The following is a 12,047-nucleotide window of genomic DNA, read 5'->3' on the forward strand; positions in this document are numbered from 1 at the left end:
CTTTTATATTGTTAAATAAAGGGGCTTATATTCAAAATTCATAAATTAGAAGGTGCAACAATGTTAAGTAGTTTTATTCATTCAGTATTAACATTTTTTGAGGGATTAGGTTATTGGGGCATAATGCTTGGACTTATGATTGAAATTATTCCAAGTGAGATTGTCCTTGCTTATGCGGGATACTTAGTATTCAATGGTAGTATCTCATTTGTAGGCGCAGTTATATTCGGTACAATTGGTGGTGTTATTGCCCAAATCTTTGTTTACTGGATTGGTCGATATGGTGGTCGCCCTGTATTAGAACGTTACGGTAAGTATATTTTCATACATAAAAAACAAATGGATGCTGCTGAAGATTGGTTTAATCGTTACGGAACTGGCGTAATTTTCACTGCACGTTTCATTCCTATCGTTCGTCATGCGATATCAATTCCTGCTGGTATTACAAAAATGCCATTACTACGTTTCACTACATTAACAACACTTGCGATCATCCCTTGGTCTATCATTTTCATTTATTTAGGTGAGAAACTAGGTGAAAATTGGGAGAATATTAACGATATTGCTGGACCGTATGTGAAATCGTTCGCTATCGGTGGCGTTGTACTTATACTTTTATATTTCGTAATAAAAAAGTGGACAAAAAAACGTAAAAATCTTGCTTAAGATTATAATAAAAACCGCTATAAATTCATGTAGAATTATAGCGGTTTTTTATTATAGGCTTGTTTATATATTATAAATTGCATTATTTCTTCTTTATGCTTTAAGTCATGCTGAATGAGTGATGGAAAATAATCGTTTAACCTCAATCTTTTTGTGCCGAATTGATAGTCACCATTAAAATTCTGGGCAGGAATTTGATTAATTTGATCAACTAATTGTTTACGAGTAAAGCTGAATTGATCTAATAGTTCTTCTTTTGAAATACCGAATCTCGCATATTTTATTGCACCCTCATTCATTTCCTCAACACCTGTTGGAACATTGGGTACAGATTGTCCGCTTATAAAGTATGGAATTCTAAACTTCATTAAAAACTCATCCCAAACGATTAAATGTGAAATCACATCCGCGGTTCCCCATGAACCTTTTCTAAAAGGTTTAAACCATACATCATTAGTTACATACTTCAACGTTTGGCACCAATCTATTAGACTTAACTTTTTTTCTAGAATACTTTCTTTCTCCATAATTCATTCCTTCCTCTTTCACACTAATAATCGATTCATATATAACTTCTAGACATTACATAAAAACCCCTCCAGTCTAAGATTTACATGGATAAGCAACAATTCCACTATAAAATACGTATAGTAACTCAAAAAGGATTGATTCCCTATGCATTGGCAGCAAAAAGTACCATACTTAATCGGACGCCCTGTTGGTGTTTCTCTTATTAATGGGCAAGGAACTTCCGGCGTTTTATGCGGCGTTCAAAATAATAAATTATTTGTTTACGAATACCTTTACCAAGCCCAGTTCGCCATGAAACATTATGACTTTAGACAAATTCAAGATATACACGCCTTTCCAAATTGCCCACACCAAAATCCTCTATACTAAAAAACAGGAACGGCTTTATTGCCATTCCTGTTTCTATTGTTTATGCATTATTTTTCAGAGTAAAACTTCTGCACTGCTTCATCAAAATAGATCCATCCTTTCCAGCCTAAATGAATCGTATCTTTTAAGAAATACTTATCATATTCATGGCTAGAAAAATCGACTACTGGGTATCCTGCTTTCTCAACTTGATCGCGAACCTTATTGTAATACACATCACGACGTTCTTTTGGGAAACCAGCGTAATCATACCACGGTCCATTTACAGGCACAGAAATAAAGAGTGGTTTTACATTTTTTTCTTTGAAAAGATCTAAAACAATTTGTAAATCATCATATTCTGGTGAATCATCATACGATTCATTTGCTCTAAAGTTTTTTAAACCTTTTAATTTTTTCTTTAAATTATGTTTATAATAATATGGATTTTCAATTCCGAATGTATTTGTTGTGGATCCTACTTTACCTTCTTGTTCCGCATGTTTACGTGCATCTTCCCAAGAAAGCGAACGTAGTCCTATATTTGTTTTCTCTTTCATCGGTTCGATCTTAAATAGAGAGTTAAATAAATCTCGATGATCTAAAATGTTCCGGTACATATACGCTAGCGGTTTAGCTAGTCCAGCTTTTATGTTATGTTTTGTATCATTATATGCAATACTTTCTAGCGAACTACTTAATATCGCATCCTTACGAACAACTTTATAATCTAGTAAACGTTTCGCGATTTTTTTCTTCATTTCAGGCTTTATTTCGTCATTAAAAATAAAGTGATAGGCTTGTTGTTTGGAGAAATTATTTGTAAAATCCCCTTGTGATACACCGATTTTTGTAAACCATTGTGGTGAAAGAACAAAGACTACCTTTTTACCTTCTAATTCATCCATTGTAGACGTCATATTTAATATATGAGCCAAGCTTTGCGTACCACCAGTCCCTATTAAAAATGGAGTAAAACCTGCTGGATTTACTTTAAAATAGTTAGATGGATGATATGCATCCATTCGTAAAAACTCTGATGAACCATACATCGGTAAATACTGCGAATTCTCTAACATTTTCTGTTGCAAGAAAACACTTTGTAATTTCTCTTTTTGTAAGGAAGTTGCTGCATCTTCTATTTTTTTATCGCTTATTAGTGACACTAAACTCTTAGATGGAATAAGCAATACAATGAAAAAGAGTACACAGGCTAAAATAATTGGTCCGAAAGCATGCTTCATCTTCATCGTTTATTCCTCTTTCTATTACGAATAAATTGTAACCCTTGTTTATGACACGTCATCATTTTTCTCCTTTTTTCTATACATGTCCCATTCTATTTATCTATTATATACATGTATGTATTCCTCTCTTTTCTCTGCAAATTCACACATTCATAGAGAAAGAAAATGTTTCCAAAGAAACATGTTAATTATACAAGATTCTACATAAATTTCACACTTTAATTTATGTAATAATTTTATTTTTAAGCGATGAAAAAACTTATAAAATGTCTATAATTCATTTGAAGCTATAAGAAAAAAACAGACTATCACATACGTGAAGTCTGTTTCTCCATCACTTTATTTTTGTACATCTGCCCATTTTAAACTTGTAGCTGGACCGAATTGATGTACATATAATTCTTTCACATATGGTTTTTGTAAGTAAGAAAGACCGCGCTGGAATACTGGTGCAATTACCGCATCATCAAGGAGCACTTTTTCCGCATCTTGTAGTGCTTTCCAACGAGCTTTTTCATCATTACCTAACTCTGTTTTAATCTTCTTAATTAAAGCGTCGTATTCTGGATTTGCATATCCTGTATTATTTACGGTACTTCCCGAAAGGAAAACTTCTAAGTATGTCATTGGATCTGGATAATCAGGTAACCAACGTGATAACGACATTTCGTATTCTTTTTTCTTCTCTAACGCTAGTTTTTGCGTATGTGGTTGTAATTTCACATTTACTTTTAGCCCCGGTAAGTTTTTCTCAAGCTGTTCTTTAATATATTCGCCTACCTTTTTAAAGTTCTCTAAGTCATAGTTTAATAGTTCTAACGTCACTTCATTTGTGCCTGTCTCTTGCTTCGCCTTTTCCCAATATTCCTTTGCCTGTTTTACATCCGTCTTATTAAACTCGCCTGCCGTACTTCTAAAATCTTTCTTATCTGGTCCTTTTAAGAATCCTTTTGGTACGTAGTAGTTCGCCGCAACTGATCCGTCATTTAAAAATGATGTCGCTAAGCCCTTTTTATCAAACACTGTACTTAGCGCAAGACGTGCATTTTTATTTTTAAGAATCGGCACATTTTCATTGAAACGGAAGAAATACATAACCGGATCTGTATATTGTTTTAACTCTTTATTGTTTTTATATTTATCTACGAATTCTGTTGAAATGACAGCTCTATCTACCTTATCTGTTTCATATAAATTTACCGCAGTTGAAATTTCTTTAACAATTTGATAGTTTACCTCATCTAATTTCACTTCTTTTTTATCCCAATATTTATCGTTTTTCTTCATTGTAAAGCTCGCTTCGTGCTTCCAATCTGATAATGTAAACGGCCCATTATATATCGCTTTATTTGCTTCTAACCCGTATTTATCGCCTTGCTCCTTCGCATATTTTTCATTAATTGGATAGAAAGATGGTAAAATGAGTAGTTTCGTAAAATACGGTACAGGATGTTCCAGCTCTACAACGAACGTTTTATCATCCTTTGCTTTCACACCTAATTCTTCTAAGCCTAATTGTTTCTTATTTATCTTCTCCGCATTTTTCACATCGTACGCGATATATGCATATTGAGAGGCTGTATCTGGATTTATAAGTTGCTTCCAAGCATATACGTAATCATGAGCTGTTACTGGATCTCCGTTAGACCATTTCGCATCACGTAAGTGGAATGTATATGTCTTACCATCTTTACTCACTTCATATTTTTGTGCTCCCGCTTGAATCACTTCATCATTTTTCGATAAACGGAATAACCCTTCCATTACATTGTTTAAAACATTAAACGATACGGCGTCTGTTACTTTCCCTGAATTTAATGATGGAATTTCACCCGTTTCTAGTAGTTGCAATACTTTCTTCTCATCTTTCGGCTTTGTAGCTGTTTTTTCTTTAGCACAGCCTACTAAAAATGAAGATACAAGTAGAGTACTAACTAATGAGTAGCGAACAACCTTTTTCATATAAAGCCCCCCTATCTTTTTTAAGGTAAGTAACGACGAGCACCAGCGTATTCTTCTATATATCCTGGTGTATTTAGCGGTATAATTTCTACCGATCTTTCAGCTCTTGGTGAGTGAATCATATTTCCATCACCAATATACATGGCAACGTGATGAACACTACCTTTTCCTTGATTATGTGCAAAGAATATTAAATCGCCCTTTTGTAGGTTTTCTTTATCAACCGCAATTCCTGCTTTTGATTGTGGCCCAGAATCCCTCGGTATTGTAATACCATGTGATTTATAAATCGTATGTGTAAATCCAGAGCAATCAAATCCAAAACCACTTGTACCAGCCCATATATACGGTAATCCTAAAAACATTTTTCCGGTGTTTATTAAATCATCAGCGGTTGGAGCCGGAATATCATTTTGAGAATGGTAAACAGTTCCATCATTTTTTCGTAGCCACGCCTTCTGACCATTTGGCAACAATACGCGGTATGAGATCGTATCTTCACTTAATAGCGGTAAACGCGTATTATAACTGACTTCAAGCGATTTATGTTTTTCAGAAGGGTTAATATATACAATTGCTGTCGGTTTCGTTACTAATACAAAAGGTTCGTTTGTTTTATCTGCAAATTCCTGATTATACGTTAATTGTTTTTCGGGCATCCATCCAGGGTAACCTTCTTCATTTCGCGGCGTTGGCTGTCCGTGCACTAGTACTTTTACCCAATCACCTTTTTTATCAATTACTGTTACTTCTTGACCGAGTAGCGCTTGCGTTTCTAATTTATTTGCACTCGTTAACCAAAGCTTCTCATCTAGCGTCATTGATTTCGTCCACTTCCATAAATCAACTGGATTTGTCGCACTCGGTGCATCAATTGGTCGTAATGAATCTGGTGCAGTCCATAACGTTGCAGCAGATACATCTATAAATGCTTTACTATCCTTCTTCTCTTCAGCATTCACCGAAGTAAACGATGAAAATATAAATAAAGTTGTTAAAAATGCAGTTCCTACTTTTTTCATATATATCCCCCTTATAAGATAGTTTACTAGGTACTACTTCTAAGATTGTATATTCACTATAGAATGCAGGTTTACCTTTGGACCAGTGTAAGTCATCCCTTCTGGCTCTTCTACTAACCATAACGGTGCATCAAGATCAAAGTAATGAATATTCGGATGTGCCGCAGCTAAATGGGCAACAGCGCTAACTGAAAGTGAAGGTTCCATCATACTTCCAACCATACATTTCACACCTGCTGCTTCCGCAATATCTGCAATTTTCCATGCTTCTCGTATGCCGCCGCATTTCATTAATTTAATATTAAGTAGGTCTGCATATCCTCCTTGGACAATCTTTAATGCATCGCTTGCCGAAAACATACTTTCATCTGCCATAATAGGCGTTTGTACATTGTCCTTCACGTACTTTAATCCTTCCCAATCTTTCGCATGAACTGGTTGTTCTACAAATTCTATATTTAAATTTCTATTCTCCATTTCTCTAATAATAGAAACCGCTTCTTTCGGTTTCCATCCTTGATTTGCATCTAAACGTAACGTCGTATTCTTTGGTACTACATTTCGAATTGCCTCTATGCGTTCTAAATCTAAATGTGCCTCTTTACCCACCTTAATTTTTAATGTTTGGAATCCCTTTTCGATATGCTTTTTCGCTTCTTTTGCCATTAATAAAGGCTCATCCACACTTACTGTAATATCAGTATGAATCTCTTTCTTCCCACCTAACAATGCATATAACGGTATGTTGTGAAATCGACAATATACATCGTATAAAGCCATATCTACCGCCGCTTTCGCACTTGTATTTCCTATACAGCTCATTTGAATGTGTAACAATAACGTTTGAAATTGCAGCACATCTTTATCAACTAATACGGAGCGAATTGGCCCTAATATTGCTTCCTCAATCCCGTTGGCAAAATCACCTGTAATAACCGGTGTTGCTGCAGCAGCTCCTTTTCCAACAATCCCTTCATCTGTATGAATAAACACATCTATACTTTCGATTTCCGTTACAGTGCGAAGCGCAGTTTTAAACGGTGTATGAAGCTTTACATGTCGGCGGTTTACCTTCACATCGGTAATTTTCATTTTGTTCATCCTTTCATTGTTTATAGAGTGATACTTTAATATCCGGGTGGCTTTTCCGTTAATGCGAAACAAAAAAATCCAGCCATAAGAAGATTCTTACGGCTGGATTTTGTCTATGAATGGGTAGACAAAGCAGCGATCTGATTATATTTTTTCTGTGCATCCTTTAGCGCTACAAGTAGCGCCTTTTGAGACGAACCGAAGTACCGATTTTTTATTTCTGTTACTAATGCTGGGTCATTAATATTTTTATGTAGAAACAAATATTTAACAAATTGAGATGTTAATGCAATTGTGGCTGAGCAATCTGCATCTACAATTTCCCCTGTATCCTTCTCAAGTACAAATGCTACAAAATAACTTTTGAACTTTTCGGTAATGGGATTATTTTGAGGTGCTTTCGCATCCCCTACGACGTAAATTGTATTTGAAGCGTACACAGCTATCTTCCTTTCTTATACGAGGATAACGGTTTTCTTAACAGACGTATAAGCTGTTAACTCAACGTTGATTAAAAAATGTATCCGCTTACCTTGTATTATATACAATTGACAGAATTTTAACAATATTTATTTTGACATATATTCCATAATTATGAAAATCTCTTAAAACAATTAAAATTAGCTCAAACTTCTCATTTTTACAATATGTCATTGCTCCTTGTACCATGACATTCACACTACAAACAACTTTTCCCTCATACATCAAAAAACAGTTAGCTATCGCTAACTGTTCCACCACTTCACTTTGGCAATACGAATATTGTTTCGTTTGACTTAGAAAATTGATACTCTTTTCTAGCAAACTTTAAAATCTCTTCTTCATTATCGGTTAAATTCTCAATGTTAGTCTTTAAAGAACCTTGATCTTTCTTTAAAGAAACTAATTGTTTCTTTTGATTTGTTATTGTATTTTTTTTGCCATTAATTACTTCTTGTTGTTTCGTTAAAATATATTGAACGTACAAAGTAGTCGCAGCAATAAAAATGAACATGAAAATAAAACGCCTTAACTTCTTCTTATTTATAGTTCGCTTGTCGTTAGGCTGTGATAGTTGCTCTGGTATATTAGGAACATTGACTCTTTTGAGTTTCCTCATTTTCAAATCCCCCTAACCCATATTTTCTCACTACCATAGGCACGATCTCTTACTAACTTAAATTCTATTCTTATAAAATAACCTCCTTCACAAAAAAATCTCACAAATTAACCAATTAGAGATAGCGTTCGACGACATCTCTGTATTTAAAATGAAAATTTTTATTTATGCTGCTATAAAATAGTAGTTTATGTTATTCTTTTTCCCCAATTGTAGAAAACATTTTTACACATATAAATTCTAGTTTTGCATACCGATGTTATAACATGCTTACAAGGAGGAAAAATGATGCACTACCGTACATTAGGTAAAACTGGAATTACTGTTTCTGAAATTGGCTTTGGAGCTTGGGCGATTGGCGGCGATGAATGGGGTCCTGTTAACGACAAACAATCTATAACCGCTATGAAGAAAGCAATTGAATGTGGCGTAAACTTTATTGATACTGCTGATGTATACGGATTAGGACATAGTGAAAGGTTAGTAACTCAAGCGATAAGAGAGCACCGTAATAATATCGTTTTATCAACGAAAGGCGGTTTAATTGGGCATCACTATGATCCAAGTGGAGAGCCTGTTTATAATACTGCAGAAAAAGTGATCGCAGTATTTGAAACTAGCTTACTGCGCCTAGAAACAGATTATATTGATGTTTATTTCTGTCACATTTGGTGGGATAAACAAGAAGAAACAGAAGCATTTTTACGAGCATTTGAAATATTAAAACGGGACGGAAAAGTAAGAGCTGTTGGCGTTTCAACTCACGACATACAATATATAAAACACTTCAATAAAAACAATGAAATTGATGTTGTGCAACTTGATTACAACATATTAAACCGAAAACCAGAAAACGACATACTGCCCTACCTACAGGAGAACAATTTAGGAGCTGTTATACGCGGCCCTTTAAAAATGGGGATATTAACTGGAAAATTTACAAATAAAACAACTTTTCTTGACGGAGATTTACGCAAAGAATGGCCAAAAGAAAAGTGGTTTCAAGAAGATTTACAAAAAGTAGAGAAACTACGATTACTCTCAAATGAAAATCAAACCTTAGGGCAACTTGCACTTCGTTATGTCCTCACTCATCCAGCGGTATCGGTCGCAATTCCTGGCGCAAAAACAGAAAAACAAGCGAAAGAAAATGCAGACTCGTCTATCCGTCCGATTCTTACAGATGAGGAATTAGCGCATATTCAGTCAATATAAAACAAGACCAGCAGCTGGAAATATCCAACTGCTGGTCTTGTTTTACTTTTAATATTTTAAATCTATATCATATTCCATCCATCTTCACTAAATGAGTTAACAACACTTGGATCCGTATTAATGATTTCTACTACCTTTTCTTTTTCCCCGCTTATGACTGCTTGTGATATTGATATGATTTGTTCCATAATGAACCTCCATGTATACAAATATTAAGTACCCCTTAATAAATTCCATTAATAATCACATGTTCCTTTCTAAATAATTAAGTTTACATAATAAAATTATTTTTATAATTCGCTATCCTAATAAAAAAACAATCCACTCTAATGAGTAGATTGTTTTTGAATTTCATTTTTATAATTGTTTAAAAAATATCATTTTCACTTACAACTAATAAACATTAATAAAAATGAAATAAAATTATATATTTAGCAGCCATGAACTCTTTACATATCAAAACCGGCTATTTACTTAAATTAATAGTTTTTTATCATTTGAAAATAAAAATGGAATTTATCCTTACATTTGAAAAATACATATATAGCAAGAATATATAGCAGTACTCTTATCATACTAATCTATAACAATTCTGCCTTCTTCCCTTACCTGTATCCTTTAAAACATAAGACTTTAAAACGAGTGCTGTTAGTGAATCTGTTAATGTTTTATATGATAAATTTGAAAGAGCTAATAGATCGTTCGTATATAACATTCTATGCTTCTCTAATAATAATAGTACTAATCGTTCTGACGGTTTTAATGTTTCATCACTTTCTAGTATAAAATCTATATTTTTCATATCCCTACTTCTTACTCCTTATATAAAAAAATGATTTTAGTAGTTATTTAATATAAAAATACTACATAACAAATTTGAAGATATATCGAAATAACATAACGTCCAAACACTTTTATACTATAACATAAAAAAGACATTTCCCCAAATTGAAAATGCCTTTTTATATCTACTTCTCTTTTTTATATAATTGATATGATTGTTCTAGCCCTTTATTATATTTCGTATTATTATCTGTCCATTCTCCCCCTAAGTTTCCTGGCCACCCTGATGTATTAGCAACATATTTAAGCAACTCCCAATCCTGCAGTCCTTTTTTCACACCACGTTCATACGATTTGACCATACTTGAAACTGCTATCGTTGTATTTATACGCGAATCCACTAAACTCTCTTCCGATAATTGCGCTGGTGCTAATCCACCACGATGTAATTGGAATAATCCGAAAGATGTTCCGTTATCCCCTATCGCTTTTCGATCAAATTTTGTTTCATGATCAGCAATAGATAATGGTATCCACTCTGGAATACCATACCTCTTTGCAACTTCACTAATTACTTGTTTATTATTTTTAATCTCTTTCTGCTTTTCATAGTTAATATAAATTACATAACTTAAAGTAACTAACGTAAATAATATGAATATATATTGTAGTGCCTTTTTCATCATTTCATCTCCTGCTTTGTATATGTTTCACTTTCTATATACACTATAAGACTTTTATGTGACATTCATTTGACAAAATGATATTAATTATACATAAGCTGTTACAGTTTTAACTATCAATCTAAAAACTACAATTCTTCTAAACGACTCCTTCAACACATAAAAACAATCAGCCTTTCATGTACTATACATGAAAGGCTGATTGTTTTTCACTACACTTTTTTATGTATACAGTATATCCCTGCTATAATAAAACAAAAAAGACCTTTATACGTTAAAGATCTTTTTCATCTTATTTTTGTTACAAAAAACGCCAGAATCTAAAAAAACTTACTTTATGATTTGTATTTTTATATATAAATTAAAGGTTATAAGGCTTCCAGCATCTTCTCGATTAACATTTTTCACATTAAATATTTCTTGCAATATGCGGTTTGCTGTAATGACTTGTTCCACCACCACCCACTACTACTTTTCCGCCTTTTTCGAAGATTAACAATTTACTTGAACCATCTGAAAGAAGTACTATTACTTCAGCATTATCACTTGTAGCTACATAGATTACATAACCACTTTTTGAAATACAAGTTTCCCAATTCTCATCAAATTCTGATCTCACTTCTCTAAATTGTCATTTATAGTAAAATAATAGCCCATTTAAAATAGTGACTGACTTTAACATAAATAGTATATGTAGTTAGTAGGAGAATGCTTGGACAATGAAAACGTAACAGCATTTAAGTATTTTACAATCGGAATTTTTCCTTAATCATTACAGCTACTTCTTTAGCACTCAAATGAGTATTATTAATTTTTATGTACTCTTCTTTTTCAATTTCATCATGAAATGAATTTAATCTATGTTTTTTCATCGTTTCTTTTAAATTTTTTTCAGACCATTCAATGTCTCTTTTTTTCGGCTTATGCTCTAGTCTATGTGGACTTTTATTTCGCTCTAATCTTTCATCTAATTCTGCCTCGAGCTCTACAAAATATACTGCTGCGCCTTTTGATTCAAAAATACTTACTACATGGTTTATGTAATCCCAATCCGATTGAAGATCAAATGCCCATACATATGTAAAAATCATTCCGTATAAATCACTTTTAGACACTTCTTCAAACAGTTCATTACGAAACAAACTTACTAACCGTTGTGCTTCCGCTTTGTACTGTAATCAAAAAACGAGCTAACAAAATCAATCGTCATATGATTATGAAATAGCTTTAAATCAGTTATTTTTTCTAACTCATGCCCGACCGTCATTTTCCCGACTGCTTGCGGGCCAAATATTAAGATGAATTTCATTTGTTTTCCTCCGATTTTTCTCTATAAACAATTAAATAAAACATATCCAAAAATTGAAAATAAGGCAGTCGATGTTGTGTCGATTGCCTT

The 12,047-nt window shown here is 33.4% G+C and carries 14 protein-coding genes and 2 pseudogenes; 3 read left to right on the forward strand and 13 right to left on the reverse strand.

Annotation, left to right across the window (positions count from 1 at the left end; genetic code table 11):
* Positions 1 to 60: 60 nt before the first annotated feature.
* Positions 61 to 666, forward strand: coding sequence for a VTT domain-containing protein (locus NSS97_RS14630; protein ID WP_107886779.1), 606 nt, complete (start codon positions 61 to 63; stop codon positions 664 to 666).
* Positions 667 to 701: 35 nt separating this feature from the next.
* Here the strand turns inward: NSS97_RS14630 and NSS97_RS14635 are convergent, their stop codons facing one another.
* Positions 702 to 1,193 (reverse strand): DinB family protein, encoded by a 492-nt coding sequence (locus tag NSS97_RS14635; RefSeq protein WP_341113081.1) that lies wholly within the window; start codon positions 1,191 to 1,193, stop codon positions 702 to 704.
* 148 nt (positions 1,194 to 1,341) lie between these two features.
* Here NSS97_RS14635 and NSS97_RS14640 point away from each other — a divergent pair, with 148 nt between their 5' ends.
* Complete coding sequence (locus tag NSS97_RS14640) at positions 1,342 to 1,566, forward strand: hypothetical protein (protein ID WP_107886777.1); 225 nt, start codon at positions 1,342 to 1,344, stop codon at positions 1,564 to 1,566.
* Positions 1,567 to 1,613: 47 nt separating this feature from the next.
* Here NSS97_RS14640 and dltD read toward each other — a convergent pair whose 3' ends face one another.
* The 7 genes from dltD to NSS97_RS14675 all read right to left on the reverse strand — a co-directional run bounded on the left by dltD (position 1,614) and on the right by NSS97_RS14675 (position 7,967).
* Positions 1,614 to 2,795: a D-alanyl-lipoteichoic acid biosynthesis protein DltD gene (gene dltD, locus NSS97_RS14645; RefSeq protein WP_107886776.1), complete on the reverse strand. Its 1,182-nt coding sequence runs from the start codon at positions 2,793 to 2,795 to the stop codon at positions 1,614 to 1,616.
* A gap of 336 nt (positions 2,796 to 3,131) precedes the next feature.
* A complete protein-coding gene (locus tag NSS97_RS14650; RefSeq protein WP_107886775.1) occupies positions 3,132 to 4,754 on the reverse strand; it encodes an ABC transporter substrate-binding protein in 1,623 nt (540 codons plus the stop codon).
* Between the two features lie 20 nt (positions 4,755 to 4,774).
* Positions 4,775 to 5,776: an NlpC/P60 family protein gene (locus NSS97_RS14655; RefSeq protein WP_107886774.1), complete on the reverse strand. Its 1,002-nt coding sequence runs from the start codon at positions 5,774 to 5,776 to the stop codon at positions 4,775 to 4,777.
* A gap of 39 nt (positions 5,777 to 5,815) precedes the next feature.
* Positions 5,816 to 6,877 (reverse strand): dipeptide epimerase, encoded by a 1,062-nt coding sequence (locus NSS97_RS14660; RefSeq protein WP_002032592.1) that lies wholly within the window; start codon positions 6,875 to 6,877, stop codon positions 5,816 to 5,818.
* Positions 6,878 to 6,981: 104 nt separating this feature from the next.
* Positions 6,982 to 7,308, reverse strand: a complete 327-nt coding sequence (locus tag NSS97_RS14665) for a DUF3870 domain-containing protein (protein WP_002012954.1) — start codon at positions 7,306 to 7,308, stop codon at positions 6,982 to 6,984.
* An 88-nt stretch (positions 7,309 to 7,396) separates the two neighbouring features.
* The gene (locus tag NSS97_RS14670; protein ID WP_107886773.1) at positions 7,397 to 7,672 is read right to left on the reverse strand and encodes a hypothetical protein; all 276 of its coding nucleotides are present in this window, start codon (positions 7,670 to 7,672) and stop codon (positions 7,397 to 7,399) included.
* The gene (locus tag NSS97_RS14675) at positions 7,611 to 7,967 is read right to left on the reverse strand and encodes an FtsB family cell division protein (RefSeq protein ID WP_002085024.1); all 357 of its coding nucleotides are present in this window, start codon (positions 7,965 to 7,967) and stop codon (positions 7,611 to 7,613) included. Before NSS97_RS14675 ends, NSS97_RS14670 begins: the two co-directional genes overlap by 62 nt.
* 288 nt (positions 7,968 to 8,255) lie before the next feature.
* Between NSS97_RS14675 and NSS97_RS14680 the strand changes: the two genes are divergently transcribed.
* On the forward strand, positions 8,256 to 9,182 hold the full coding sequence (locus tag NSS97_RS14680; protein WP_002127781.1) for an aldo/keto reductase: 927 nt from the start codon (positions 8,256 to 8,258) through the stop codon (positions 9,180 to 9,182).
* 74 nt (positions 9,183 to 9,256) lie between these two features.
* Here the strand turns inward: NSS97_RS14680 and NSS97_RS14685 are convergent.
* The 5 genes and pseudogenes from NSS97_RS14685 to NSS97_RS14705 form a co-directional block, all read right to left on the reverse strand.
* A pseudogene (locus NSS97_RS14685) lies at positions 9,257 to 9,370 on the reverse strand (ankyrin repeat domain-containing protein); the annotation flags it as partial.
* 383 nt (positions 9,371 to 9,753) lie between these two features.
* Complete coding sequence (locus NSS97_RS14690) at positions 9,754 to 9,984, reverse strand: hypothetical protein (RefSeq protein ID WP_000789035.1); 231 nt, start codon at positions 9,982 to 9,984, stop codon at positions 9,754 to 9,756.
* Between the two features lie 166 nt (positions 9,985 to 10,150).
* Positions 10,151 to 10,651, reverse strand: coding sequence for a transglycosylase SLT domain-containing protein (locus NSS97_RS14695; RefSeq protein WP_107886772.1), 501 nt, complete (start codon positions 10,649 to 10,651; stop codon positions 10,151 to 10,153).
* 406 nt (positions 10,652 to 11,057) lie between these two features.
* Positions 11,058 to 11,267 (reverse strand): hypothetical protein, encoded by a 210-nt coding sequence (locus NSS97_RS14700; protein ID WP_107886771.1) that lies wholly within the window; start codon positions 11,265 to 11,267, stop codon positions 11,058 to 11,060.
* Between the two features lie 127 nt (positions 11,268 to 11,394).
* A pseudogene (locus NSS97_RS14705) lies at positions 11,395 to 11,957 on the reverse strand (AAA family ATPase).
* Between the last annotated feature and the right edge of the window lie 90 nt (positions 11,958 to 12,047).

Source organism: Bacillus sp. FSL R12-0074 (assembly GCF_038005725.1).
In the GTDB taxonomy this organism is placed as follows: Bacteria; Bacillota; Bacilli; order Bacillales; family Bacillaceae_G; genus Bacillus_A; species Bacillus_A mycoides.